Below are 26,017 nucleotides of genomic sequence, written 5' to 3'. Positions count from 1 at the left end.
CGCTCTCAGCGGGATGTTTCTTGTAATGAAGGAAAGGACAAACCGAGCTTTTGAATCCGCAGCACGAATTCCCTTAAATCGCCCTGCTTGGCCACCATTGATATTCTGACATAACGCTTTCCGCCGCTGCCGAAAATCTCGCCGGGCGTCACGACAACATGGGCATGCTCCAGCAGATAGTCCGAAAACTGGTGTGAAGACTCGAATTCATTCGGAATTTCAGCCCATACATAAAAAGTCCCTTTCGGTTTTTCAATGCTCCAGCCTAATTCCTTTTCACATAACGCCGTGAAAAAGTCAATCCGTTCTTTATATGTGCGCTTCAGACGCTCCGTATGCTCAGGATTTCCTGACAGCGCCGCCGCTGCCGCCTGCTGAAGACCGCCGAACATGCCGACGAAGACGTGATCCTGAAACTCATTGACCGCCTGAATGATTTTCTCATTCCCCACGGCAAATGCCATTCTCCAGCCTGCCATATTGAAGGTTTTCGAAAATGAATAAAGCTCCGCGCCGACCGTTTTCGCTTCTTTCGCCTGAAGAAAGCTGGCCGGGTTCTGATCAAATTCGAACGCGCCGTATGCAAAATCGTGAATAAGGTGGATGTCATGTTTTTTTGCAAACGCAGCCGCTTTTTCATAAAACGCCTGATCTGCAGTCGCGCCCGTCGGGTTATTCGGGTAATTCAAAAACATCAGCTTGGCTTTTTTCAGGACGGCGGGATCAATCCGCTCAAAATCCGGCAGATAGCCGTTTTCCGGATGAAGCGGCATCTCATGCAGCTCCGCTCTGGCCATTGTAATGCCCGATAAATACTCAGGGTAGCCGGGGTTCGGGACTAAAGCGATATCGCCGGGATTCAGCAGGCATTGCGTCAAAACGTACAAACCAGCTTTCCCTCCGCCGAACAGCGCGACTTCTGTCTCCGGATTGACCGATACCCCGTACTCTCTCTCATAAAATTCCGCGATGGCTCCTTTCAGAAACGGATAGCCTCTGAACGGGCCGTATCCGTGATACGCAGGATTCAGCGCAGCCTCCCGCAATGTTTCAACGATATGCGGCGGTGTGGGGAGATCGGGATTCCCCTGCCCGAGGTTAATGATCTGGGCTCCCGTTTTCTCCATCTCTTTTACCTTTTGAAAAACGAGCGAAAATTCCTGTTTCGGAAGTGTCTTGATGACGTCGGACGGTATGATTTCCATCTGAAAGGCTCCTTATAAATGAATTTGCTCTGATTCGTTATTCCGTTCTGAAAAGGATTTATTGACCAGTTTTGTATGCAGAAACAGCCCGCTGACCAAAAGGACGATAAACGCCATGATGACTGCCGCGTCTACAATGTTGATCAGCATGGAACCGACGGCGATGCACAATCCGATGGAGGCCTCCGCCACCGAAAAAATCCGGCCCTGAATCTGGTTCGCCGCGTTCTCCTGAACTTTGACCTTCGCCAGCACTTCACCGTATTCCATTGCGATAAAGAAAAGAATGGCGGCAATGACTGACACGGCGAAAATCGGGGTAAACAAAAACAGCGCAAGCGAGACGATCGATAACACTGTAAAATACATCAGCCCTTTATTGTTGTTAAAGCCCCATTTGCTGACAAGAGCGGCGCCGATAAAGCCGCCGAAGCCGATACAGAACGTCAGGACGAAATTGCCGATTTCACCGTCCCCTAAAAAGCGGCTGACAATCGGGAAATAGCTGTAGACGACACCCCACAAAAGCGCCATCGTAATCATCGTGAACATGGCGTTTAACACAAAAGCATTTGTTTTGATTTCCTTCAGGCCTTCTTTAAACGACTGAAAAGCTTCTCTCACGTTTTCTGACTGAATCGGCACGTATTGAAGCTTAATGCGGCTGATGAAAAACGCGGAGACAAGATAGGTCACCCCGTTAAACGCGACGGCAAGCTCCACAGAACCGCCTAACAGAAAAAGTCCGCCGGCTGCAGCGCCGACAATAATCGAAATCGTCGTGGCTTTTGCAAACAAAGTGTTGATATTTTTAATATCCGCTTCTAAAGACGACATGACCGCGAGACGTGCCGGGTTAAAAAACACGCCGCTTCCGTAAGAAACAAACAGCAGCGCCAGAAAAAGCAGCGGATATTCGCCTTTCGGGAGAAATGTCAGCCCCAAAAAGATGACACCTCTGATCACATCCGTCCACAGCATGATTTTCACCCTGTCGAGCCGGTCCACGAGCACGCCTAAAAACGGCTGAAACACCATCGGAATACTGCGGACCGCGATGACGCCGGACGTCACCCAGTAGTCGTGATAGTATGTAGACAAAATGAGCAGAGCCGGGAGAACGCAATAGTCTCCCATAAACGAAAGCGCCTGCCCGAAAAGCAAATACTTAGAGTTCGGTTTCAGCTGTTTCATACCGGTAACGCATACTTTGCAGTCAGCTTCGCCTGCTGCTGAATTTGTTTGATTGATTCGGCCACGTCACCCGAATTGCTTCCTTTCAGCTCGAACGCCGCAATGCTGTTGAACGCTTCGAACAGCCGCAGATCCACGGATGTACCCGCCTCGGCCGCCGAGAAAGAAACGATTTCGGTGTCTCCCTTTAAGACGCCGTCCGGAATGTCAATGCTTTTAATGACGAAATCGACAGCCGTCTCAGGCAGCTGGCCGTTTTCTTTGAAATGCTGAGGATACAAGTGGCAGTCGGCGACATAGCATGGCTCCTGCTCCAATAATCCTTTCGGCAGATCGGCTTCTTTTCCGAAACAGAGAACATCCAATAACAGCTGCGCCATATCGACGCCGAAGACCTTTTTAATATTCGGAATCATGTTCCAGCCCGCAAATCGTGCCGCTGATTCAATCAGTCCGGCTTCCCGGTTTTTCATTAATTTAATCTCTGTATGGGTTGCGCAGTTTTCGAGGCCGAGTCCTTCATTCGCCTTTTTGGCTGCTTCGACGATTTTCCGCTTCGCGTCATCATCCAGGATGGACGGCGTAATATGCGATGTCTCCGTGAATCCGATTTGCGGTGTTTTATCATGAATTGCGACAGGGAAGTATTCTCCGTCGGCCATGATGCCTTCTATGCTGATATAGTCGGAATAACCGCTTGTTTCGTACCAGTCGTCATACTCGCCCTGCAAAAATTCTTCCGCGATAAACGGCGCTTCAAACGTGACCGCTTTCGGTACGTTGATCGACTTCAGGTATTCATTGACTCTGTTAAATTCGGCTTCTGCCGTTTCCATCTCTTTGATGAGCGTCACGCCGATGGAGCTCGCCAGATATGTAGGCTTCAGAATGAGCGGCGTTCCGATTTCCTGAAGCGCGGCGCGGAAATCTTCCAGCGTCGTCACCCGTTTGTTTTTGATAGACTTGACGCCGGCCCGGTTGAAGGCGGCTCTCATTTTGTTTTTATCTCTGGCATTTTCAGCGGCCTGTACGCCCGCTCCCCGCAGGCCGAGACGTTCACACGCTTTTGCCATCGGAGCGATAAACAGTTCATTGTTGGTCGTAATGGCGTCAACCGCGAACATGCCGGCCACCTTGACGATTTCTTCGACGACTTCTTCCTCAGGTTTGTCATGATCTTCATGAGCCCAGTAAATCGAATCGGGATGCTCAAAATCAGCCAGACTCTTAAAATAGTCTTTATCTTTTATGACCGCGACCGAGTATTTTTCAATTAATGCCGCATGAGAGGCTGTAATTGCAAAAGGTCTCGGAATAAAGCTGACGAGGTTGTATTTTTCGGCTGCGCTTTTGTAAAACATATGCGGCGGGCATCCCCCAAGGTCAGCGATAACCAATACTGTTTTTCTCTCCATATGTAAACACTCCTTCTCTATTGTGCGGTGTATCCACCGTCTGCGGTGATCGCGCTTCCGGTCATATAGCTTGATAAATCCGACGCGAGAAACAGCATGACGTTCGCTATTTCTTCAGGCTTGCCGAGTCTCAGCAGCGGATTGACTTTCGCTTTTTCTTTTTTGATTTCTTCAAGCGTGCCTTCGTTGTTTTCAAGGAACGACTTTTCATTCAAAGGTGTGTCAATGATTCCCGGGCACACGCAATTGACGCGGATGTTGTGTTTGGCGTAATCGACGGCCATCGAACGCGTCAGCTGCAATACGCCGCCTTTAGAGGCGTTATATGCGGGAATGTCGGGCCATGCAACGACTCCTCCGACGGAGCACGTGTTAATGATATTGCCCTTGCCGCTTTTGAGCATATACTTGAGCGCGTGCTTGCTCATAAGAAACATGCCCGTCAGATTGACGTTGAGCACCTTGTTCCAATCGCTCAGCTCCATCTCATGAATCGGCGCGACAATTTCGATGCCGGCGTTATTGATTAACACGTCCAATCCGCCGAACTTGTCCGCCGCTGACCGGATGGCGTTTTGACATGCCGGCTCATCTGTAATATCCGTCTGCACAAAATGCAGCCTGTCATTGTTTTCTTTCCTGATCATCGCTTCTCCCTGCGCCTCATCAATATCCGCGACGACCACATTCGCCTGCTGATTCAGAAACGCCTGAACCGCGGCATAACCGATGCCTGATGCGCCCCCTGTGATGAGGACGGTTTTATCCGTCAGGTTCATGACTCTTTCGCCTCTAATTTTTTCGCTTTTGCTCTGTTATAGCGCGGAGGGAAAAAGATATTGACTGATTTTGAATCTTTTTCAAATCTGTTGATGGCGCCGTGATCTTCTCTCGGATCGCAGAAATAAGCTGTGCCGAATGTCATATCCACTTTGCAGCCTTCAATGGTCATATCATAGCCGCCGCCGATGCAGATGCCGATTTGTTCATTGCGGTGTTTATGGAACGGCATTTCTCCCCCGTTGCCCGGAATGTTGGCAAGCATGATTTCCACCCAGTCTTCCACGAAGAACGTGACTTCCATACCGGGCAATAAGTCTCTCGTTTTAAAAATATTCAAAAAATAATCTTCAGGGCTTGTGTAGGTTTCACCGGCTTTCAGGCGTTTAATATCAATGGCGATCACTTCTTGATCCGTCTCATTTCTTGCGCCGTGAGGCACATTAGGAGGCGCGATATAGGCTGATTCCAGCGCTGTCATCTTTCTTGTGACATCTCCGACAGTCATGGACAGCTCCCCGGAAACGACAAGGCCGATTTGGACTTCCTTATGCTGATGCGGTTCCACGTTTGTATGCGGCGGAACGTAAGAAAGCAGAACTTCCGTATCTCCTCTGACGGACGAATATTGTCTTACTCCGTTATCCCATTCTATTAATTTAGGCGTCGGGAAATAAAGTTCCTGCAAATCTTGTTCAGTTTTCATCATGAATCTCTCCTTTTCCGAATAATGACCAGCTCATGGGAATGCTTTTAAATGTTTTGACAAAGTGAAGGCCGTACTTTTGTCTGGCCAGCTCATTTGTCAGCGCGATGTCGGACAAACCGTCCTTCACTCTTTTCGCGGCTGCGCTCGTTGAGTTCACCAGATCAAACGTGACATCTTTACGGGTAAAATACTTAATCAAATTGATAGGAGACGGGTGGGATACGATGACAGTCTGATCAAGCATGTCATCCGTATATTCAAAACCGGGCCGGACAGCCAGGCCGTACATCGGGGTGTCGCACCTGAAAATTTGCAGAAGCTGCAGATCCGGTCTCATGTAGAAGTGCTTAATGCCGTCATACGCGTGAGGCACAATTGTGTATTCCAGCGGACTTTGAAGCGTTTTTTCAATGCACGATTCAAATGTATCATGCAGTGATAATTTGCTGTTCACCCCTTGGAGAAGGGTAAAATTGGTGATGAAGTTTTTTGCTGCGTACTCACTGCTTGTCCCTTCAGGACCGAGCGTGTTGATCGTAATCAGTTTAGATATTGAATAAGCCTTGCTTTTCGTTTGAATGCTATTATCCAATATAATCATGAGCACCAACCAATCTGTTAAATTTTAAGTAAATATTATCCATAGACGTTCAAGCTGTCAATATTATTTGAAAATATTGATAATTATTCCTATATATTAGAAAACACCTTAAAATATAAGGTGTTAAAATTAACATTTACAAAATTATAGAAACTTTATTTTACCGATACAATGATTGGTCGGCCTGATGCTCATATTTCCCATACCTTCTGTATGCGAAAACGCTGAAGACAAAGCCGATGAGGGTGACGGCCGCACAGATAAATCCGACAGCTGCATATCCGTATCCGACATAGACCGGACCCATGACAGCAGAACCCAAGGTGACGGCCAAATTGGACGCCAGGCTGTAAAATGCCATGATTTTGCCCCGGCGGCTCTGTGAGCAATCACTTAAAATGGTGCTGAGCAAGGTCACCGTCAGGCTTTGCATCAATCCCCAGACGAATAACCCGATGACCAAAAACGGCATTGATGACGGCGCATAGGCGAGACAGGAAAGCCATATGCTGATCACGGCCAATGCCGCGATCAAAGAGCGCATTTTCCCCGCCTTATCTGCGATTTTTCCGGTGAACACGCTCATGGAAAAACCGACTCCGTACACCATGATCAGCAGCCCTGAAGCTGTATTCCCCCCCGGCAGCACGCGGTGAAGATATGTGCCGAGAAAGGAATACATGCCGTAAAAACCGATCATGTTGCAAAATGTGATCGTGAGGTATACAGGGACACGGGGCACCTTCAGCGCATCCCGGAAAGTGCCTGCCTGCCGTCCGTTTTCCTCTTCTGTTTTATCCCCATCCGCCGTGCTGCGGCGCGCCTCAATGAAAATGAGCGAAGCAACGAGGACAGACATGAGGGCGAAAATCCAAAACGTCCACCGCCAATTTAAAACGCCGCCGATAAAAGAGCCGATCGGAACGCCGAAAATCAAAGCGAGCGACCAGCTTGACACGATCAGACCCATCACCTTGCCGCGGTACGCATAAGGCACACGGTCGCCGACCACCGCATAAGCTGTCGGCACAAACGCACCCGCCGCAAGCCCGGAAAGCGCCCTGCCCAGAAAGAAGAAAAAGAGATTGTGCGCCAGCGCGCAGATCACCGTGCCGGCCGTAAATATAAGCAGCCCCGTCATCAGGCTGAGTTCCCGGGAATATTTATCTCCCAGCGGAACGAGAAGCGGCGCGCCGATAAAAATCATCACTCCGTAAAGACTGATGGAAAGCGCCAGCACACTGACATCCGAGCTGAAAGCCCGCGCTAAATCCGGAAGCAGCGGAGAAATCACCAGCTCTTCAGAACCGGCGGCAAATACGCCTAATGTCAAAGCAAGCGCGAGACAGATCGGAAATCGGCGTTTCGTTTCGATGTGATCGGTTTGTTTGCTGTTCATGCTCTTTGAACACCTCTTCCGTAAAACTTTTCTACCTTTTGTTGTTTTATAGTTTAGCATCCTTATGTTTCATTTTACATTTCACATGAAAACTAATTCTTATTTTTTATTTACATTCAGATTTTAAATAAAATATTTAGTTTGTATTCAATAAATGATATAAAATACGCCGTCCGGTTATGCTATAGTGATAGAATCATTTGTTAAGGTGGGGGTCATGGAATGAATAACGCTGATTCAAAGGCCGCCCGCGCAGGCCTCGGCATGGTACTGATTCTCGGAACGCTCGCTTCATTCGGGCCGCTTTCGCTCGATATGTATCTGCCCGCTTTGCCTGAAGTGGCGGCCGATCTTCATACGACAGCGTCACTTGCACAGCTGAGCCTGACGTTTTGTCTTTTGGGGCTGGCGGTCGGGCAGATCGTTGTCGGGCCGCTCAGTGATATGATCGGGCGCCGGAAGCCGCTCATTCTGTCATTGCTGCTTTATACGCTGTCTTCTTTATTATGCGCCTTCAGCCCTTCTGTTTCGTTTTTAATTGTCATGAGGTTTATTCAAGGATTCACCGGGGCGGCCGGAATCGTCATCGCACGGGCGTCCGCACGCGATATGTATTCCGGAAAAGAATTGACGGCTTTTTTCTCATTACTGATGCTCGTCAATGGGGCGGCACCGATTTTAGCGCCGATTACAGGGGGATTTATCCTTCAGTTTGCCGGCTGGAAAATCGTATTTGTCGTGCTGGCGGTGATCGGCTGTATCATTACTGCCGCCGTGCTTACGGCGTTGCCTGAATCACTCCCGCCGGAAAAGCGGACAAGCGGCGGACTCCGGGAGACGCTGATGACGTTTCGCGGCCTGCTTGGCGACCGGATGTTTATGGGATTTGCGCTCAGCCAGGCATTTGTGATGACCGGCATGTTCGCATATATTGCCGGGTCGCCGTTTGTACTGCAAAACATCTACGGCGTATCGGCGCAAATGTTCAGCCTGCTGTTCGCCGTAAACGGTGCGGGAATCATATGCGCCACCCAAATCACCGGACGGATGGCCAAAACACATGATGAACGGAAGCTGTTTGTCTCCGGGCTGTTGATCGCCGTCATCGGAAGCATCGCTTTGCTTTTATCACTTGCGTTTGGTTTAGGCCTGACGGCGGTCTGCATTTCTTTATTCATCATTGTTTCTTCTGTCGGGATCGTCACGACGACGGGGTTTTCTCTGGCTATGCAGAAACAGGAGAAAGGCGCGGGAATCGCTGCGGCTCTTCTCGGACTCCTGCCCTTTATCGGCGGTGCGGCTGCCGCTCCCCTGGTCGGTATTGCCGGAGAAGAAAATGCCTGGCCGATGGCCGTCAGCATTTTCGGTTTTCAGTTCTTTGCCGTTCTATCCTATGTGCTGTCGGCCAAACGAAAAACAAAGTAAAGCCCGCCGCTTTTTGCGGAGGGCTTTTTTTCTTATCCGGCAGCGCCTTTTTTCGAAGAAGCCGGCTCACGATTCAGGCGTTTTTTAATACCGAAGTGATAATACGCGTAACAGATGATCATCAGCGGGACGCCGCAGTACAGACCGATACGCTGGTCGGGGATAAAGATGAGACTGATTAAGATAAGACCGTAAACCGAAAATCCGAGAATCGGCACGATCGGATAAAGAGGTGTTTTAAATGCCAGGTCTTCGAGATTTCCTCCTTCAGCGAGAAAGCGTCTCCTGAAAACGAATTGTGAAGCGCAGATTGACATCCACGCGACGACGGTAATCATACCGGAGATGGAAATGAGCCACACATACACCGTTTCAGCCGCGAATACACTTGTCAGCAGGGATAAACCGGAGATAGCGATGGTGATGGAAAGAGCTTTCAGAGGCACGCCTTTTTTCGTCAGTTTCGTTAAGGAAGCGGGACCCATCTTAGTTTTTGATAGGGACCACATCATTCTGGACGAAGCGTACAGCCCGGAATTCGCCACCGACAGCATGGCGGTCAGAATGACAAAGTTCATGATATCAGCCGCATAGGGAACGCCGATTTTATCCAGCACAGCCACAAACGGGCTTTCGATGACGCCTGCCGTTTGGTACGGCAAAATGGACACGAGAACAAACATCGCCAGCACGAAGAAAAACAGCGTCCGCCATATGACGTTTCGGATTGAGCGGGGAAGCGTCTTTTCCGGATTTTCGCTTTCTCCCGAGGCGATTCCGACCAGCTCGGTGCCCTGGAATGAAAAATTCACCATGACAAGGGTAAACAGCACGGCTTGGGCGCCGTTCGGGAAAAGCCCTTTGTCCGTCGTAAAGTTTGACAGATACGGAGCCGTCTGCCCGCCGTTAAAACCGACAAAGCCGAAAACCGCAGCGCAGCCGAGAATAATAAACAATACAATGGCCATGACCTTAATGCTGGAAAACCAAAATTCCATTTCCGCAAAACTCCGCGCAGACAGCGCGTTAATGGAAAAAATGACGACGCCGAATACAAGGCACCACACCCAAATCGGAACGGCCGGAAACCACCGCTGCATTAAAATCCCCGCCGACGTCAGTTCAAGCCCCACTGTATTGGCCCAGCTGAATGCGTACATCCATCCGATCGTAAAACCCGTCGACGGCCCAAGAAACTTTGCCGCATACGCCTGAAATGATCCTGCGACCGGCATGGCGACCGCGAGCTCCCCCAAACAAAGCATTACCAGATACATTAAAAATCCGCCGATCACATAAGCCAATATCGCGCCGATCGGTCCCGCTTCACTGATCGTAAAACCGGAGCCCAGAAAAAGCCCCGTCCCGATCACGCCGCCGAGGGCGATCATAAACAAATGCCGGCCCTTCATCGTGCGCTGCAATTCAGTTTGATTGGTATCTCCCTGCATATACATCCCCCTTATTCCGTTATGTCAGCCATTTGTGCGTATGTCTAATCGGTAGCTGTGCAAAAGGTGCATTGTCGTCTGCTGAATGAGTTCCGGCAGCACATGGAATGTGTACGGCTTGTACACGCGTTCCGTCCATTTATGGCCGTCCTTTCCGTATACCCCTATATTGACCGACGGAATATTCAATTCCCTGATTTCTTTAAAAGGAATCGTCCCGATGACATCCCAGCCCGGAAAATTATCGGTAAAGGCGGAGACCTCCTCGTCTGTTTCATGCAGCGATAAAAAGCTTCCGTCCGCTAAATAAGGGAAAAACTTTTTAAAGGCGAATGTTTCTCCGGTTGACGCCGCTGTTTTATCGACCGCTTCTTGAATGACATGCTGCAAAAGCCGGTCCCGTGTGCTCTCTTCTTTCAGATAATTGTGCGGAAGGTAAGGCGGCGCATAGAAAATAATGACCTTGGCTCCCTGCTCAGGATCGAGTTTTTGCAGTTCCTCGACGGCTTTAAAGCATCTCATCCGCAGTTCAAGATGTTCATATGTTTGAAATGCCTGCCCGATACACTGCGCCGGGTCTATCCCGCGATTTCTCAGCCTTTTCAGGTAATCTTCCAGACTGTACACTTGAACGTTCCATGACATCTCTTTTTTCGGCAGGCTCGTTCTCTCACAGTATTCGTCGTAATAATCAGATAATTTTTGTTCTGTCTCTTTGCAGGCTTCGTCAGCCACGGCGGTCAGCTGATCCATGACTTCTTTGGCGGTTTTCTCGTAAATAAAATAATTAAAATAGACATAGCTGCTGACGGCGGTCTGCACGTTATACGCTTCCTTGTTGTCACGCTGGTACAGGCAGGTCGGCGGAAGCACAAGCTCCCCTTCAATGTTTTCCGCCATATGAATATTGTTGTGAATTCTTCTGGTGATTTCTGACGCGATCAAATTCGGATCGATGCCGGACAGCGTATCACCGACATGCACCTCCCGCCCGTAAATCGCAAAGCAAGGCAAAAGCTTTCCTGCCGCGCCCGTGTAGATGTACCTTGTCGTGTCACCCTCATACAGCGGGGTGATAAAATCGTTATTAATCGCTGCTAAATAACGAAGCTGCTTTTCTTGTTTCAGCCGTTTTAATTCAGAAATGCTGGTTAAAATGCCGGAATGCTGGCTTTCTTCATCCGGGTTTGCCATGAACAGAATATGGCCCGGCAGCTGATCGCGCCGTTCAGAAAAGTGAAGCAGATTGGCGAGATGAACGGCAATACCGCTCTGCATATCAACCGAACCCCTTCCGAACATCCACTCGCCTGAGCGGGCGTCCCGCTGCACATCCCGATCAAATTCATAGTTTGAGAAATACTCCGCGAGACGGTCGGAATCAAAAGCGATATCTTTTAAAGGGCCGAAATCCTCGATGCCGACCGTATCAAGATGAGCGTGATAAATGACCGTATTCAGGCTTTCGCCGTTTCCCTCAATAAATGCGAAAATATTTTTGCGGCCGTAAGGGTCCTCAGGAATCGCCTGCTCCCACACATGTGACGGATTCTCCTGAAAGTAGGGAAAGCTCTTGATCATATCTTTGATATAGTCGGCTTTTTTTCCTTCTCCCAATGTGCCGTTGATGCTGTTTAACGCCACCAGTGATTTCGTAATGGCTTCTATTTTCTCCTCCGGAAGCATTTTGCTGAGCTGCTGATACATATTCCATCCTCCTTACCCTCATATAGAGAAAATAGCGCGACTCTCTTTTTCATCGCGCTATTTCCGAAAGATTAATAGGCTTCAGACGTTGTTTTTGCCTGCATATGAAGAATCAGATAGTCAGGTCCTCCTGCTTTTGAATCGGTTCCTGACATATTGAAGCCCCCGAACGGCTGGTATCCGACAATCGCTCCCGTACAGCCGCGGTTGAAGTATAGATTTCCGACGTGAAAATCTTCGCGGGCGCGTTCAATGTGCGCGCGGGTTTTTGATAACAGAGCGCCCGTCAGTCCGTAATCGGTATTATTGGCAATCTCAAGCATATGGTCGAAATCACGGGCTTTTGAGATCGCGACGACCGGCCCGAAAATTTCCTCCTTCATCAGGCGGGCGTTTTCATCAACATCCGCAAAAATGGTCGGCTGAATAAAGTATCCTTTTGAATCATCACCTTCGCCTCCCGTCAGGAGTTTTCCTTCTGTTTTGCCGATTTCGATATAACTCATGACTTTATTATAAGATGCTTCGTGGATGACTGGCCCCATGTATGTATCAAAATCTTCCGGACTTCCGACGGTGAGTGATTTTGTTAAAGCGACGGCTTTTTCAACCACTTCATCATAGACGTCCTGATGGATGACCGCACGGGAACCGGCTGAACATTTTTGGCCTGAGAATCCGAAGGCGGAATACACGATTGAGGAAGCGGCAAGATCAAGATCAGCATCTCTGTCTACAAGCACCGTATCTTTCCCTCCCATTTCGGCAATGACCCGTTTCAGCCACTTTTGGCCCGGCTGTACTTTTGCGGCGCGTTCATAAATACGGCATCCGACCGCGCGGGAACCTGTAAACGACACAAATCTCGTCTTCGGATGCTCAACCAGATAGTCGCCGATTTCTCCTCCGTCGCCCGGTATGAATTGGAGCACGCCGTCCGGCAGGCCCGCTTCTTTCATCACTTCAACGAATTTCGCCGCCACGACAGGCGCCGCATCCGCCGGTTTCAGCAGTATCGTGTTGCCTGTTACGATGGCTGCCGCCGCCGTTCCCGCCATGATCGCAAGCGGGAAGTTGAATGGAGAAATGACGATTCCCACCCCAAGCGGCTCATAGTGATACTGATTATATTCTCCGTCACGGCTCTTTACAGGGGAACCGTCTTTCAGTTTCAGCATCTGACGGGCATAATACTCTAAAAAGTCGATCGCTTCCGCCGTATCAGCATCCGCTTCCTTCCACGGTTTTCCCGCTTCTTTCACTAGATACGCGGAGAATTCGTGCTTTCTTCTGCGGATGATCGCCGCCGCTTTAAACAGCACATTCGCGCGGTGTTCCGGCCGTACTTTTTTCCATGTTTGAAATGCCTGCAGCGCAGCCTGCATGGCCTTTTCCGCAAGTTCTTTTCCGGCGGCCGATACAGAACCGATCACTTCTTTTTTATCTGCCGGATTGACGGAAATGATCTTTTTATCCGTTTCAATCGCTTCACCGTTGATGATAAGCGGATAATGCTTGCCGAGCTGTGAATTCACATAAGCCAGCGCTTCCTGAAACGATTGTTTATTTGTCTCTTCCTGAAAATTTGTAAATGGTTCGTGTGCGTATGAAACTGTCATTAGAATTCCTCCCCGTATTTTGTAATGTGTGCTCACGCTTTATGAAGATGCAAGAAGCATACCAGCATAGCAATTTGTGATAAAAACAAGAAAATTTTTGCCGAAAGCGGACGAAGCTTGTCCGAATCTGTCAGCTGTAATCTGAAAACGCAAAGAAATTTTGCGATCCGCTATATAACTGATGCAAAATCTCTTTGCGGATAACACTTATACCCAGCCGCGGAACCGGGCCGCTTCAGCCGACTTTCTGATGCCCGTCATATAGGCGGCTAAACGCATATCGACTTTATGGGTATGCGCTGTCTGATAAATGGATTCAAACGAATTCACCATGACGCTGCGCAGTTTTCCGGCGACTTCCTCCTCAGACCAGTAAAAGCCTTGATTATTTTGCACCCATTCAAAATAAGACACCGTCACGCCGCCGGCGCTTGCCAAAATATCCGGCACGAGAAGCACGCCTCTTTCATTCAGAATTTTCGTGGCATCTATCGTTGTCGGGCCGTTTGCCGCCTCCACAATGATTGAGGCTTTAATGTGATGGGCGTTTTCAGCCGTAATCTGATTGGAGATTGCGGCGGGCACGAGAATATCACAGTCCTTTTCCAGCAGCTCCCTGTTCGTTATGACATCCGAGAAGAGATTCGTCACCGTGCCGAAGCTGTCCCGCTTATCCAGCAGGTAATCAATGTCAAGGCCGTCAGGGTCATACAAAGCGCCGTGGGCGTCTGAGATGCCGATCACCTTGGCGCCGGCGTCATGCATAAATTTAGCGAGAAAGCTCCCCGCATTTCCGAACCCCTGAATGATGATCCGCGCATTTTCCAATGGAATCCCTTTTTTCTTAACGGCTTCCTCAATACAAATCGTGACGCCTTGCGCGGTCGCCGTCTCCCGCCCCTGTGAACCGCCGAGAACGATCGGTTTGCCCGTAATGAATCCCGGTGAATCAAATTCTCTCAGGCGGCTGTATTCGTCCATCATCCATGCCATAATCTGCGAGTTGGTATATACGTCGGGAGCCGGAATATCCTTTGTCGGACCGACGATCTGGCTGATCGCACGCACATATCCGCGGCTCAGCCGTTCCAGCTCTCCGAATGACATCGTCCGCGGATCACAGATGATGCCGCCTTTTCCGCCCCCGTAAGGAAGATTTGTGATGCCGCATTTTAAAGTCATCCAGATGGAAAGCGCCTTAACCTCTTCTTCACTGACTTCCGGATGAAACCGCACGCCCCCTTTTGTCGGGCCGACTGCGTCATTATGCTGTGAGCGGTAGCCCGTGAAAACCTGTACTGAGCCATTGTCCATTTTGACAGGGATGCGGACGGTTAAAAGCCGCATCGGCTCTTTCATCAGTTCATACATATTGTCAGGATAGCCCAGTTTGCGCAGGGCTTCTTTTATGATCGATTGTGTTGACAAGAACAAATTAAGAACTTCTTTTTCTTCATCTTTCTGATTGCTTTTAGAAAGCGGGTTGGCTGACATGTTTTATCACCTCATCGTATTTTACGTGTAAGCTTCAATTACCGGCAGAACAAAATGTAAGCGCTTTTACACCAAAACCCATCAATCCCTTTCACATTGTCGTTACGCCCTTTTTATATGCAAGATTCATGCCAGGTTTTTGTGTATAAAAAAAAGAGGCTGTTGTCAGCCTCTTTCATCCTGGATTAACGCGGGTCAATAACCAGCTTTGTTTCGGCATAAAGACTGCCGGCCCCCAAACCGTTTACGTAATCGCCTTTAATTGTATACGCGCCCGCGCGCGGAAGGTTTTTACGCACCAGGACGAGATTGTATTCAGACGCGCCCAATAAGTCAAGGGTAAGCGGAAGTCTGACCGTTTTTCCGTAGTTGAGAATTTGCGTTTCTTTCAGTGTTCTTCCGTTTACAGAGTCCCTCACAGTGGCGTTGAACCCGTCAGGAAATTGAAATTCAACGGCGCCGACGGCAAGCAGCGCATTCGGCTTGTATGTGACTTCAATATCAGACGTCGCGTATTCTTTCGTACTATTGACGGTTTTCGCTTCAATAACGGCAGATTGGGCGTTCGCATGAAAAGATGGCAAGAACACAGATGAAAATACTGCAGCACTGATGAGAAAGGCCGAAAATGATTTTCTTTTTAACATCATGAATTCCTCCAGATCATATGGGATTCAGAGCGTCCTCTGCCGGAAAAGCGTGTCTGATGGTTCCATTCGCGAATTGGGTTTCTCTTTTCCTGAGAATAATCTACCACCTTTATCCATGGAAGTAAATTATTTTTTGGAATATTCTATCATTTATTTTTCACGAGATGAATCAGCACAAAAAACGAAGACATCCGCTGTCTTCGTCTTGTGCGCTATCGGTGAGCCGTCTGCCAGTCAAATCCGATGGTGTCATCATTCCACGGGATTCTTTTTTCGTCAGGCTGATCCGGATTGTAGGACATTGTCGTGAAATAAATAATGGTCAGCGGGGTTTCACCCAGCACTCTGTACCCGTGTGCGACGCCTTTGGGAATGAGAAGGAGCATCGGATTGTCTTCTCCCATGTAGTAGACATCCGTTTCTCCCTTGGTTGCAGACTCTTCGCGAAGGTCATGCAGCACGACCTGGGCGTGGCCCGTCGGAAAAAACCATAGGTCATCCTGTTTCTCATGATAGTGAAACGCTTTAATGACGCCGGGATAGCTTTTGGACCAGGAAGCCTGCCCGAAACGCTCTAAGAGATGTTCATCGTCACGGACGAGTTCTGAGAAAAAACCCCGGTCATCGCTGTGTTTGATCAGCTTTTTGATTTTTACGCCTTCGATCACTTGCACTGTCCCTCCCTTTGTAAATAATCATGAAGCGCTTCCCGCCAATGCCTCATGCCGAGCCCCTGCCGTTCAATCGACTCAAGACTCAACACCGAGTAAGCGGGGCGCGGCGTCTCATTTCCGTATTCCTCCGTCGTGACGGGCAGCACGGCGGCGGTTCTGCCGCTTTCTTCAAAAATAGCCTTGGCAAATTCATACCAGCTGCACACTCCGCTGTTTGCGGCGTGGTATAAGCCCGGCGGCCTGTCAAACAGACCGATCACCGTTTCGGCTAAATCCTTTGTGTACGTCGGCGCCCCGACTTGATCGTTAACGACACGCACCTGATCATGTGTATCCGCAAGTTTCAGCATCGTATTGACAAAGTTGTGTCCGCCGCTGCCGTACACCCACGATGTTCTGATAATGGTGTGGTTTTTCCCCGTTAACCGGATCAGTTCTTCGCCGAGTTTTTTGCTTTTTCCGTAAATCGTGCCCGGATCTGCGGGATCATCGGTCTGGTATGGCCGTGTTCCTTTGCCGCTGAAGACGTAATCGGTGCTGATGTGAATGAATTTCGCACCGGTGTTTTCAGCCTCAAGCGCGGCATAATAAGCGCCGATTCCGTTTATTAAATACGCTTTGTCGAGCTCCGTTTCACATTTGTCAACGGAGGTGTATGCCGCCGTATTGACGACGATATCCGGCTTGTAATGGCTGAACGAGTGCCGCACCGAACGCTGGTCGGATATGTTCATCATCGCTTTTGTCAAGGCGATCACTTCATACCCTTCCCGCTTCAGCTGGCGGCATAACTCCCGCCCCAGCTGGCCGGCCGCTCCGGTTACTAATACCTTCGTCAATCGGATCCCCTTCTTTCCGATTAGTCTTGGCTGTCTGTATACCAGCGAATGGTTCTTCTCATTCCTTCTTCAAATGTGACGTCCTGCCGCCATCCCAGCTCATTTTTCAGCTTTGAAGCATTGATGGCGTAACGGCGGTCATGCCCTTTTCTGTCTTCGACATGAGCAAACCGTTCCTCGACACCGAGCTCCTTCATGATAAATGACGCAAGCTCTTTATTCGTCCGTTCATTTCCTCCGCCGATATTGTAAATGTCACCGAGTGTTCCTTTTTCCAGCACGAGCTTAATGGCGCGGCAATGATCTTCGGCAAACAGCCAGTCTCTGATCTGCATCCCGTCGCCGTACAGCGGAACCGGCGTGCCGTTTACGGCATGCCTGATAATGGTCGGAATCATTTTCTCGTGATGCTGGTACGGCCCGTAATTGTTGCTGCATCTTGTAATGATGGCAGGAAGCTTATGGGTTCTCACGTAAGACATGACGAGCAGGTCTGAGCTTGCCTTGCTGGCCGAATACGGATTGTTCGGAGAAAGCGGCGTCGTCTCCGTAAAAGCTGGATCATCCGGCGCCAAATCTCCGTACACCTCATCTGTGGAAATGTGAATCAGCCTGCCGGCTTTTCCCTGTAACACCGCGTCCGCCAGTCGGTATGTGCCCATCACATTTGTTGTGATGAACGGCTCTGCCTGATTTATGCTTCTGTCCACATGGGATTCAGCCGCAAAATGAATGACAGCGTCATACATTTGGGAAAAGACTTTGTCAATGTCCTCTTTTTCAGAAATGTCACCTTTGATAAAACGGAAACGGCCGTTCTTTTTTAAGGCTTCTATTTCAAGCGGCCTGCTTGCATACGTGAGATTATCCAGGACGGTAATCTGCGCGTCCGTTTCTTTCAGCATCATCTTTGTAAAGGTAAGGCCGATAAATCCGGCGCCCCCTGTAATTAAATATGATTTTGGCATGATTAATGCTCCTGTCCTTTCTGTAATGCCTGATGCGCCAGGCTTCCGGCGAGGTAGAGCGATTCATGCGTGCCCGCATCCACCCACCAGCCCGTTAACACATCATACGTCAGCTCACTGTGTTCAATGTATAAATTATTGACATCCGTAATTTCCAGTTCGCCGCGTTTTGAAGGGGAAATTTGTTCAATATAGGAAAACACTTCTGCGTCGTACATGTAGATCCCTGTGACGCATAGTCTGGTCGGCGGCTGCTCCGGCTTTTCAATGATCGACTTGATCCGTTTGTTTTTCTCATCAATCTCGGCGATGCCGAAGCGCTCCGGATCGTCCACTTCTTTCAGCAGCACTTTCGCTCCTTTTCCCTGCTTTGCGAAACGCTCCGTATAAGGTTTTAATGAATCTTCAAAAATATTATCTCCCAAAAGCAGAACGAAAGGATCGCGCCCGGTAAACCGCTTTGCGTATGATAAACCGTCGGATATGCCGGATGCGGCTGGCTGAACCTGATATGTGATTGAGACGCCGAGCTCTTCTCCGGTTTCGAGAAGTTTATGAAATTGCGGAATATATTCTTTTTGCGTAATCAGCAAGATATCTGTAATCCCCGCTTCTTCCAGCTTCATGACCGACCAGTAAATCATCGGATATGGACCGACAGGGAGTAAATGCTTATTGACCGCTTTTGTCAGCGGCATAAGGCGTGAGCCGGTGCCTCCGGCTAAGATAACACCTTTCACATGAACACTTCCTTACGTGTGGTTTTATCACAAATCATAAAGAATCGCCGCCGCCCGTTTGATGCCCCTGCCGTCAACCAGCGGCTTTCCGTTTTGATGAAGTCCGGTCCGCATCGGATAATCAGCGGCCATGTCAGACATATGCCGTGCGAGAACGTCCGCTGATATGCATTCACCAAGGCCGAGATGAACGGCGGCCCCCCGTGCGGCGAATTTTTCCGCCGTCTCAGTTTGATGCTCCACTTGAGAAAGTACGATGCAGGGCACACCTGTACAAATGGTTTCATATAAAGTGATCCCGCCGGACACGACGGCCATATCAGCCCTCGAAAGAAGCGCAGCCATGTCATTTGTCTGCCTTACCAGCTCGGCATAAGGCATTTGTGTAAGATGCGCGCGCACGTCGTCAGCATGAGGCGCGGCGCCGCCCATGACGATGATCACTCGTTTTCGCTGAATGTCGGGGATGCGGCGGCATGCTTCCATCACTTTAAAGACAAGCTTCTTCGGGTCGCTTCCTCCTAATGAAACCAATATGGTCCGGCATTCTTTATTCAGCTGATAAAGCTGTTTGGCTTTTTCAAAACCCGGATGAAGAATCATATAATCCGGGCCTTCATATACCGCGGCGCTGCCCTTTTGGACCGTCCGGCTTTTCAGCCCTCCGTAAATGCCGTTTATAACGGCATCGCATAAATGAATGACATGTTCCCGTTTTTCTTCAAATAAGACGATGCGTGCCGATGAATGCTTTTTGACTTCCTCTAACCAGTCACACGGCATATCGAGCAGATCGAAAATGAGAAGGTCAGGAGCCTGCCTGTTTATTTCCCGGACAATAAATTCCTTCTGTCCCTTGTCAGGCTTGATGATCACTTCCCATTGATCAGAAGACAGATAAGAAGAAGCCTCTTTATTTGTGCAGAACGTTATTGAGCAATTGTTCTTAATGGCACCGGCAAGCAGCTTCATCCGCACCGCGTGCCCCATGCCGATGTCACGGCCCCCGTCCGCGAAAATCAAAACCCGCATGCTAATCAGCCTCTTTTTGCCGGATCATTTGATTAATGGCCCTGAGCTCCGGATCACTATTCAGCAGATGGATCAATTCTCTTGCCGGAATATCAGGACGCGAGCCCGCTTTTACGTACAGCTCGCGGGCCAGCCTGTAGTCCTCTTCTGTATCGACGGTCATCCGCAAGTGAGGAGCCCGGAGTTCCTGCGGGGGCTCAGGAAAGAGAAGCCGGTACCTCTCAGGAGATTCTCTTATTAAAAGCGTGACATGCTCCTGGTATTTGTCCGCCAGCGTTTTGTCGGCATTGATCTCCGTTAAAAGTCGCGCGTTTACCGCCTCGCCGCCGATGCCGAGCGGTGTACCGCAGATATACGTGTAGTCCGCGTGCTGATCTAAATGCGATTGAATCAGAAAATCAAGCAGCGATGGGTCGACAAACGGGTTATCCCCCGTCAGTCTGACTGCGATGTCCGGTTTTACTCGTTCGATGACTTGTGCAAACCGGTCAAGCACGCGCTGCTCGCTGCCGCGGTGCACACGGTAGTGCTCGCTGATGCAGTGCGCAGACAAAATGTCGTCGGTCTTGCTGTCAGACGAGGCGACGATCAGATTATCCCGCGATTGATCATAATACGCGCTTTGCCGAACCCTTTTGACAATCATATCGAGAATCGTATACCCGCCGATCGGTTTCAGCACTTTGCCGGGAAGACGCCCGCTTCCCATCCGCGCCTGAATGATAAACAAAATGTCAGTCATCATATGGGCTGCCTTTCGTCAAAAGGTCATCCCAAGTGATGCCCGTGTCGGCGGGGATATCCCTGACCGCACGCGCGCCGTCAGTTAAAAGCTCAAAATATCTCGGGTGAAGCCCCTGCGGTTTTTGGCCGGGACGAAGGACGGCAAGGTTTTCCGCCGTAAAACATTCGCCTTTTTGAATCGGCGCCGTTGAAAAAATGCCTCTGTAAGCGAACCTTCTGATATCCCCTTCAATCGGTGTCGTGGTTTTATGGGAGCTTCCCGACAGCACTTCCGGCACCGGAGCGTGATGCCCCTGCCGCAACTCCGCTTCAACTGAGCGGATCGCCGCAACCATTTGTTTTAATTCATCCGGATTGAGGGCGAAGGAGTGATCAGCACCGGGCAGGTTTTTATCGATCGTAAAATGCTTTTCAATCAGTTTCGCTCCGAGCCTGACCGCCGCGCACGGCACATCATACGGATGGGCGCTGTGATCGGAGAAACCGATCACTGCATCCGGGAATGCGGCGGCAAGCATGGGAATGACGCTCAGATTGCTGTATTCAGGCGGCGCGGGATATTTCGCCACACAATGCATGATCGCAATTTCTGTGTTCCCCTCGCCGGTAATGGTTTGATAAGCCTCCTGAATATCTGAAATATCAGCGCCCGCGGTGGAAAAAATAATCGGGGTCTTCAGCCCCGCGACATATTTCAATAACGGCAGATGGTTCAGCTCGTAGGAGGCGATTTTAAAGGCTGAAGGGGAAGTCGCATACAGTATGTCGGCAGAGCCTTCGTCACATACCGTGCTTAAAAACAGCACGCCTTTTTTCTTACAATATTCAAGCAGCGGTTCGATCCACTCAGCGGGCATTTCCATTGATTGCACTAAAGAAAATATCGAGACGTCTTTTCCCGCAGCGGTTTTGTACAAGCCGGGGTCTTTCTGATACATTTTGTCAGCCTGAAACATTTGGAACTTGACCGCGTCCGCGCCGGCCTCACTGGCCGCATCTATCAATTCAAACGCCTGGCTCAGTTTTCCGTCATGATTAATTCCGGCTTCAGCGATGATGAATACGGGCGAACCTTCGCCGATTGACTTCGTTCCGATTTGGCATGATGCCATCAGTCCGCCTCCTTCCCGGGCCACACATGATAGTAGTAATAGGACGCATCCGCTTTAAATCCCATTCTTTCATACAGGCGGATGGCTCTTACATTGTGGAGCTGCGTTCCCGCTGATACAGTCTTATGCTGAAAGCGCAATGATTGTTCAATAATGTGCGCCGCTAAATGGAATCCCGCTCCTTTCCCTTCAAAGCCCGGCTTTACCGCCATCAGATCAAGGACGAATTCATCGCCTTTAGACAGCCCCTGAATAAAGCCCACGGTCTCTCCCTTATATGTGGCGGCGAATTGTAACGAAGCTCTGCCTTCCGCGTTATTCCGCGCCCACTCTTCAAACAGGCGGTTTGCACTTTCATAGCTGAGGCGGGGATCTTGATAATACCTGCTTTTTGTAAAGGCGTCGCGGGCCAGCCGGCTGATCGCTTCCGTGTCGCCGGGTCCGGCTTCTGTAATCTCAAATGGCGGCGTGCTGTTATATACACGCACCGGACTGACGAGCTTGAGAAGACTCCCTACAAAATAAGCGTTCGGAAGCTGCTGAACGACCTGCATCGCGCCGATATCTTCAGCCGGTATTTTAATAAATATAAAATCAGTGCCTGCCGCCCGCCTTGCCGCGTAAAATTCCTGAAACAGCCTTTTAAGCTGTCCGGCGCTGTTTGCGGCTGCAAGCTTCACATTGATGATATTTTTTCGGAACAATTGACTTTCCCACGAAGAGTTTTCATATAAAATTACGCCTTGAAGGCTGTTTTCTTCCAATAAACAGAGCGACGATTCATAGGCTTCCGGCTGAATGCCCTTCTGATGCAGGAAGGTATGAATCATGTCCTGCGCAAGATTTTCCCTCAGTCTGTACACCTAATCAGCCCCTTTGACGATATCCGTAACGGCTGCAATGACGTATTCAACGTCGTCATCTGTCATTGACGGATAAAGAGGGAGTGACACGGTGCGGTGATAATACGCGGCCGCGGCCGGAAAGTCAGTTTCCTTATACCCGTACGTTTTTTGATAATACGGATGGAACGGAACCGGAATAAAATGAACACTTGTGCCGATATTATATTGGTCTTTTAAAGCGGAAATCAGATCGTTCCGGCTGACCCCGGCCTCCTGCTCCTCTATTTGAAGAACATACAGATGCCATGCATGCCGCCCGTCATCACTGGCATGCGGGATGGTCAGCCCTTTCATGTGTCTGAAGGCGTCCTGGTAGCGGCTCGCAATGTCGGCTCTTCTTTGCTGCATGCTGTCAATCCGTTTCAGCTGATGAAGCCCAAGCGCTGCCTGAAGATCAAACATATTCATTTTATAGCCGGGCGTTTCGACCTCGTAGTACCAGCTTCCGTTTGAAGAATAGCGGTTCCACGCGCCTTTGCTCATGCCGTGAAGGCTGAGCACCCTGATCTGATCGGCAAGCCCGTCATCGTCCGTCGTCAGCATGCCGCCTTCACCGGTTGCCAGGTTTTTTGTCGCGTAGAAGCTGAATGCCGTCGCATCGCCGATTGATCCGATCATTTTCTGTTTATACGTGGTATACACGGCATGTGCGGCATCCTCTAAGACAAATAACTGATGCTTTTCGGCAATGGCCAGAATCTGATCCATATCACACGACTGGCCGGCGAAATGAACGGGTACAATCGCCTTTGTCCGCGGGGTGACGGCCGCCTCAATTTTTTCAGGGTCCGCGTTCAGCGTAAGCGGATCGATGTCAACAAACACCGGAACGGCGCCTGTGTGCACGATTGTATTGGCCGTTGAACTGAACGTCACGGCAGACGTGATGACCTCGTCGCCGGGACCGATCCCTTTCGCTTTCAGGGCCAAAAACAAAGCGGCGGTACATGAGTTCAGCGCGATCGCGTGCTTTGCCCCCGTCCAGGCGGCAAAGGCTTTTTCAAACGCCTCTACTTTCGGTCCCTTTGAAAGCCAGCCCGATTCAAGCGTATCAATAACCTCCTGAATTTCGTCCTTCCCGATCATGGGCAATGAATAGGGAAGAAAAGCTGATCTTTTTTGCACCATTTTCTTTGCGCTCCTATCTTTTTTATGAAGGGTCAACCCGTCTGAAGCTGACTCCGGTTTTTTCCTGAAGCACTTGGCATAAAGCGGCAAGCGAATCCTGAACCGGGTAGTTCGCGGCGACAAAAGCACGGCGCGCCTGTTCCGCTTTTTGATATTCTGCGGGGCTTTCGCATATCCGGATTAATTCCTGAGCAAGTGCCTGCGGGTCCTCAAAGACAAATTCTCCAAGTGAGTGATAATAAGGGTATCGGCGGGTTCCCGCTGATTTTCCGATCAGCACGGGCTTTTGAAACAGCATCGCTTCAAGACCGACCGTTGATGTCTGTGTCACCGCAGCGTCAACATACGGGAGAATATCATACAGCTCCATCTCTTTTTTGATGATTTTGCCTGCTTTATATTTCCGCAGCACCTGATTGTAAGCATCCAGCTTGTTTTTGCCGATTTCCCACGGATGCGGTTTAATAATGAGCTGCATGTTCTTTTGGCCGGCAAGCTCTTCAAGCACTCCCGTATAAAATTCATCAGAAAACGGCTGCGTGGCGATCAGCACCGTCCGCTGTGACGGGAGAAAAGAAAGTTTGCGGTAAAACGTGTCTTGATCTATCGGCTCTCTTGAGAAAATCTCGTCGAAACGGGGATGCCCCGTGATGATGATTTGTTCATCCCTGCAGCCTTTTGCTTTATACCACTCCGCTTCATAAGCCCCGAATACGGCCTGATAGTCCGTAAATACGGGCAGAAACGCTTCATCTCCCATGAGCGCTCCGTGCTGCAGACAGATGCTGACGGCGTTTTTTTTCGCGGACATCAGCGCCAGCACACGGCTGTAAATATCCTCCGTCGTGCCGACTACAACGGCGGAAATCTTTTCGGCCGTAAACAAAATATCAATGGCGTCAATCGCTTCAATAAATAACGGGATGTCTTTATACAAACGTTCCTGAAATTCTCTGTTTCCGAAAGCGGGATGGCTGTGAAGCTCTTTCAGAATGGAATGGGCTTTTTCAATATAAGGGACGGGGTTCCCTTTTTGCCCCATTCCCGTCAGCTCCAATTTGCAGATAACGGGCAGCCCGTAATGGTCAGGCAGACTCCATCTGGCCAGTACTGCTGTTTTTGCCGGATCAAACTGACGGTAGTTTCCCTCGGTGAACCGAAGATGATCGAAATGCAGAATGACTTTTCCGTTTACCGGTTTCTCATCTGTTTTCTTAATGTTTTGCCTTTTTTGATCATAATATGGCTGTATACCGGCTTCAGGAATATGGTGATCAGCCGGACCGAAAAGCTCTGGGTTCTGCTCCATGCTCTCCCGAAGCGCCGGACTGATATATTGATAAAAATTACTGATCAATGCGAGCGGGATGTCTTTGTAGCGAAGTGACTGAAAAAGGTCAATATACTGCCGGTACAGCACCCAATAGTTCGCTAAGTATGCCGACAAGCCCTCACCCCTTTCCAAGCTTTTTTAATGATTCCCTCAGCTCCCGGCACGTGGTCTGCTGCGGAAGGCTGTTCACAAACTCGTTTTTCTCCGCCGCGAAAAGCTGATAATGGATGGATTGATCGGTAATATAATTGATATCAAGCTCCTCAGAAATCGGGTAAAACGGATAAAAATGATTCACTCTCCAGAAGAAACGGGCGTCACCGATCCGGTAAAACGCCGGGCTTTCATCCCAATAGGAACCGAATGCCGATTTGACCTGTTCCAGCACGGAAAACCTGTGCATGACCGAACAATGGTCAATGGCGCACGGCGCGTTCCACACGATCCGTTCGGCGGGCCTGGCCGTCTCCTTCACCGTCTCTTTCCGCTGATTCAGATGATAGGTTTTGGAACTTGAATACACGACGGCTTTTTCCGGGTCTTCATCAAGCTCTTTCACCATTTTCTCAAGCCGTTCCGGCACATACGTGTTGTCGTCGGTCGCATACGTCACGTACTCGCCCTCCGCCATTTCTATTGCCTGATTAATCAAGGCGGCGTAGCGTGTTTTTTCCGTTCTTTCTTTGACGCCCGATACATCGCTTTGATAAAACCGGACGCGGTCATCCGTGAGAAAAGGACGTATTTCCGCCAATGTCGCTTCATTTGAGTTGTCATCCATAATAAACAGCTCAAAGTCCGTAAACGTCTGAGACAGAATACTTTTAATAGAGCGGGCCACATAGTCACTTTTGTTATAGCTCGTCATGATCACTGACACTTTAGGCAACTCG

General features: G+C 49.6%; 24 protein-coding genes. 1 reads left to right on the top strand and 23 read right to left on the bottom strand.

Annotated elements, in window-relative coordinates:
* Positions 1 to 5: 5 nt before the first annotated feature.
* The 7 genes from BZ167_RS11325 to BZ167_RS11295 form a co-directional block, all read right to left on the bottom strand.
* Complete coding sequence (locus BZ167_RS11325) at positions 6 to 1,205, bottom strand: transaminase BacF (protein ID WP_077392084.1); 1,200 nt, start codon at positions 1,203 to 1,205, stop codon at positions 6 to 8.
* Positions 1,206 to 1,217: 12 nt separating this feature from the next.
* Positions 1,218 to 2,399 (bottom strand): bacilysin exporter BacE, encoded by a 1,182-nt coding sequence (locus tag BZ167_RS11320; RefSeq protein WP_059367586.1) that lies wholly within the window; start codon positions 2,397 to 2,399, stop codon positions 1,218 to 1,220.
* Positions 2,396 to 3,814 (bottom strand): alanine--anticapsin ligase, encoded by a 1,419-nt coding sequence (locus tag BZ167_RS11315; protein WP_015418457.1) that lies wholly within the window; start codon positions 3,812 to 3,814, stop codon positions 2,396 to 2,398. Before BZ167_RS11315 ends, BZ167_RS11320 begins: the two co-directional genes overlap by 4 nt.
* A gap of 17 nt (positions 3,815 to 3,831) precedes the next feature.
* Positions 3,832 to 4,593, bottom strand: coding sequence for a dihydroanticapsin 7-dehydrogenase (gene bacC / locus BZ167_RS11310; protein WP_007407673.1), 762 nt, complete (start codon positions 4,591 to 4,593; stop codon positions 3,832 to 3,834).
* Positions 4,590 to 5,300 carry a 3-((4R)-4-hydroxycyclohexa-1,5-dien-1-yl)-2-oxopropanoate isomerase gene (locus BZ167_RS11305; RefSeq protein WP_003151000.1) on the bottom strand — a complete coding sequence of 237 codons (711 nt, stop codon included), beginning with the start codon at positions 5,298 to 5,300 and terminating at the stop codon, positions 4,590 to 4,592. The genes bacC and BZ167_RS11305 overlap by 4 nt, the downstream gene beginning before the upstream one ends.
* Complete coding sequence (locus tag BZ167_RS11300; RefSeq protein WP_015418458.1) at positions 5,290 to 5,904, bottom strand: bacilysin biosynthesis protein BacA; 615 nt, start codon at positions 5,902 to 5,904, stop codon at positions 5,290 to 5,292. Before BZ167_RS11300 ends, BZ167_RS11305 begins: the two co-directional genes overlap by 11 nt.
* A gap of 160 nt (positions 5,905 to 6,064) precedes the next feature.
* Entirely contained in the window at positions 6,065 to 7,303 is a 1,239-nt protein-coding gene (locus BZ167_RS11295; RefSeq protein ID WP_031378576.1) for an MFS transporter, read from the bottom strand.
* A gap of 222 nt (positions 7,304 to 7,525) precedes the next feature.
* Here BZ167_RS11295 and BZ167_RS11290 point away from each other — a divergent pair, with 222 nt between their 5' ends.
* Positions 7,526 to 8,728 (top strand): multidrug effflux MFS transporter, encoded by a 1,203-nt coding sequence (locus tag BZ167_RS11290; protein ID WP_015418460.1) that lies wholly within the window; start codon positions 7,526 to 7,528, stop codon positions 8,726 to 8,728.
* Positions 8,729 to 8,760: 32 nt separating this feature from the next.
* Here the strand turns inward: BZ167_RS11290 and BZ167_RS11285 are convergent, their stop codons facing one another.
* The 16 genes from BZ167_RS11285 to BZ167_RS11210 form a co-directional block, all read right to left on the bottom strand.
* Positions 8,761 to 10,179 carry an amino acid permease gene (locus BZ167_RS11285; RefSeq protein ID WP_015418461.1) on the bottom strand — a complete coding sequence of 473 codons (1,419 nt, stop codon included), beginning with the start codon at positions 10,177 to 10,179 and terminating at the stop codon, positions 8,761 to 8,763.
* Positions 10,180 to 10,203: 24 nt separating this feature from the next.
* Complete coding sequence (locus tag BZ167_RS11280) at positions 10,204 to 11,886, bottom strand: M20 family metallopeptidase (protein WP_015418462.1); 1,683 nt, start codon at positions 11,884 to 11,886, stop codon at positions 10,204 to 10,206.
* 71 nt (positions 11,887 to 11,957) lie between these two features.
* The gene (gene pruA / locus BZ167_RS11275; protein ID WP_015418463.1) at positions 11,958 to 13,505 is read right to left on the bottom strand and encodes an L-glutamate gamma-semialdehyde dehydrogenase; all 1,548 of its coding nucleotides are present in this window, start codon (positions 13,503 to 13,505) and stop codon (positions 11,958 to 11,960) included.
* A gap of 207 nt (positions 13,506 to 13,712) precedes the next feature.
* A complete protein-coding gene (locus tag BZ167_RS11270) occupies positions 13,713 to 14,999 on the bottom strand; it encodes a Glu/Leu/Phe/Val family dehydrogenase (protein ID WP_003150991.1) in 1,287 nt (428 codons plus the stop codon).
* Between the two features lie 185 nt (positions 15,000 to 15,184).
* Positions 15,185 to 15,646, bottom strand: coding sequence for a biofilm surface layer hydrophobin BslB (gene bslB, locus BZ167_RS11265; protein ID WP_022537147.1), 462 nt, complete (start codon positions 15,644 to 15,646; stop codon positions 15,185 to 15,187).
* Positions 15,647 to 15,861: 215 nt separating this feature from the next.
* Positions 15,862 to 16,317, bottom strand: a complete 456-nt coding sequence (locus tag BZ167_RS11260; protein ID WP_003150986.1) for a dTDP-4-dehydrorhamnose 3,5-epimerase family protein — start codon at positions 16,315 to 16,317, stop codon at positions 15,862 to 15,864.
* Complete coding sequence (rfbD, locus tag BZ167_RS11255) at positions 16,314 to 17,162, bottom strand: dTDP-4-dehydrorhamnose reductase (RefSeq protein ID WP_015418465.1); 849 nt, start codon at positions 17,160 to 17,162, stop codon at positions 16,314 to 16,316. Before rfbD ends, BZ167_RS11260 begins: the two co-directional genes overlap by 4 nt.
* Before the next feature lie 20 nt (positions 17,163 to 17,182).
* Positions 17,183 to 18,130 carry a dTDP-glucose 4,6-dehydratase gene (rfbB, locus tag BZ167_RS11250; RefSeq protein WP_007407684.1) on the bottom strand — a complete coding sequence of 316 codons (948 nt, stop codon included), beginning with the start codon at positions 18,128 to 18,130 and terminating at the stop codon, positions 17,183 to 17,185.
* Positions 18,131 to 18,132: 2 nt separating this feature from the next.
* Positions 18,133 to 18,870 (bottom strand): sugar phosphate nucleotidyltransferase, encoded by a 738-nt coding sequence (locus tag BZ167_RS11245; protein ID WP_012118722.1) that lies wholly within the window; start codon positions 18,868 to 18,870, stop codon positions 18,133 to 18,135.
* Between the two features lie 27 nt (positions 18,871 to 18,897).
* A complete protein-coding gene (locus BZ167_RS11240; RefSeq protein ID WP_015418467.1) occupies positions 18,898 to 19,902 on the bottom strand; it encodes a PseG/SpsG family protein in 1,005 nt (334 codons plus the stop codon).
* Position 19,903: 1 nt separating this feature from the next.
* Complete coding sequence (locus tag BZ167_RS11235) at positions 19,904 to 20,644, bottom strand: cytidylyltransferase domain-containing protein (RefSeq protein WP_033574363.1); 741 nt, start codon at positions 20,642 to 20,644, stop codon at positions 19,904 to 19,906.
* Complete coding sequence (locus tag BZ167_RS11230; protein WP_077392083.1) at positions 20,637 to 21,758, bottom strand: N-acetylneuraminate synthase family protein; 1,122 nt, start codon at positions 21,756 to 21,758, stop codon at positions 20,637 to 20,639. The genes BZ167_RS11235 and BZ167_RS11230 overlap by 8 nt, the downstream gene beginning before the upstream one ends.
* Positions 21,758 to 22,621 carry a GNAT family N-acetyltransferase gene (locus BZ167_RS11225; protein WP_015418470.1) on the bottom strand — a complete coding sequence of 288 codons (864 nt, stop codon included), beginning with the start codon at positions 22,619 to 22,621 and terminating at the stop codon, positions 21,758 to 21,760. Before BZ167_RS11225 ends, BZ167_RS11230 begins: the two co-directional genes overlap by 1 nt.
* A complete protein-coding gene (locus BZ167_RS11220; protein WP_077392082.1) occupies positions 22,622 to 23,791 on the bottom strand; it encodes a DegT/DnrJ/EryC1/StrS family aminotransferase in 1,170 nt (389 codons plus the stop codon).
* A gap of 22 nt (positions 23,792 to 23,813) precedes the next feature.
* Positions 23,814 to 25,238, bottom strand: coding sequence for a capsular polysaccharide export protein, LipB/KpsS family (locus tag BZ167_RS11215; protein WP_031378587.1), 1,425 nt, complete (start codon positions 25,236 to 25,238; stop codon positions 23,814 to 23,816).
* 4 nt (positions 25,239 to 25,242) lie between these two features.
* Positions 25,243 to 26,013 carry a glycosyltransferase family 2 protein gene (locus BZ167_RS11210; RefSeq protein WP_003150972.1) on the bottom strand — a complete coding sequence of 257 codons (771 nt, stop codon included), beginning with the start codon at positions 26,011 to 26,013 and terminating at the stop codon, positions 25,243 to 25,245.
* Positions 26,014 to 26,017 lie beyond the last annotated feature (4 nt).

The organism is Bacillus sp. 275 (genome assembly GCF_001999205.1).
GTDB classification, from domain to species: Bacteria; Bacillota; Bacilli; order Bacillales; family Bacillaceae; genus Bacillus; species Bacillus velezensis.
The sequence above is the reverse complement of the archived record's forward strand: the minus strand, read 5'-3'. Positions and strand labels throughout refer to the sequence as shown.

Coding starts and splice junctions, on each gene's coding strand:
- BZ167_RS11235 (WP_033574363.1), bottom strand. CDS start 20,644: ATGACTGACATTTTGTTTATCATTCAGGCGCGGATGGGAAGCGGGCGT.
- BZ167_RS11300 (WP_015418458.1), bottom strand. CDS start 5,904: ATGATTATATTGGATAATAGCATTCAAACGAAAAGCAAGGCTTATTCA.
- BZ167_RS11320 (WP_059367586.1), bottom strand. CDS start 2,399: ATGAAACAGCTGAAACCGAACTCTAAGTATTTGCTTTTCGGGCAGGCG.
- BZ167_RS11305 (WP_003151000.1), bottom strand. CDS start 5,300: ATGAAAACTGAACAAGATTTGCAGGAACTTTATTTCCCGACGCCTAAA.
- bacC (WP_007407673.1), bottom strand. CDS start 4,593: ATGAACCTGACGGATAAAACCGTCCTCATCACAGGGGGCGCATCAGGC.
- BZ167_RS11325 (WP_077392084.1), bottom strand. CDS start 1,205: ATGGAAATCATACCGTCCGACGTCATCAAGACACTTCCGAAACAGGAA.
- bslB (WP_022537147.1), bottom strand. CDS start 15,646: ATGTTAAAAAGAAAATCATTTTCGGCCTTTCTCATCAGTGCTGCAGTA.
- pruA (WP_015418463.1), bottom strand. CDS start 13,505: ATGACAGTTTCATACGCACACGAACCATTTACAAATTTTCAGGAAGAG.
- BZ167_RS11230 (WP_077392083.1), bottom strand. CDS start 21,758: ATGGCATCATGCCAAATCGGAACGAAGTCAATCGGCGAAGGTTCGCCC.
- BZ167_RS11290 (WP_015418460.1), top strand. CDS start 7,526: ATGAATAACGCTGATTCAAAGGCCGCCCGCGCAGGCCTCGGCATGGTA.
- BZ167_RS11285 (WP_015418461.1), bottom strand. CDS start 10,179: ATGCAGGGAGATACCAATCAAACTGAATTGCAGCGCACGATGAAGGGC.
- rfbB (WP_007407684.1), bottom strand. CDS start 18,130: ATGCCAAAATCATATTTAATTACAGGGGGCGCCGGATTTATCGGCCTT.
- BZ167_RS11220 (WP_077392082.1), bottom strand. CDS start 23,791: ATGGTGCAAAAAAGATCAGCTTTTCTTCCCTATTCATTGCCCATGATC.
- BZ167_RS11295 (WP_031378576.1), bottom strand. CDS start 7,303: ATGAACAGCAAACAAACCGATCACATCGAAACGAAACGCCGATTTCCG.
- BZ167_RS11240 (WP_015418467.1), bottom strand. CDS start 19,902: ATGCGGGTTTTGATTTTCGCGGACGGGGGCCGTGACATCGGCATGGGG.
- BZ167_RS11280 (WP_015418462.1), bottom strand. CDS start 11,886: ATGTATCAGCAGCTCAGCAAAATGCTTCCGGAGGAGAAAATAGAAGCC.
- BZ167_RS11270 (WP_003150991.1), bottom strand. CDS start 14,999: ATGTCAGCCAACCCGCTTTCTAAAAGCAATCAGAAAGATGAAGAAAAA.
- BZ167_RS11315 (WP_015418457.1), bottom strand. CDS start 3,814: ATGGAGAGAAAAACAGTATTGGTTATCGCTGACCTTGGGGGATGCCCG.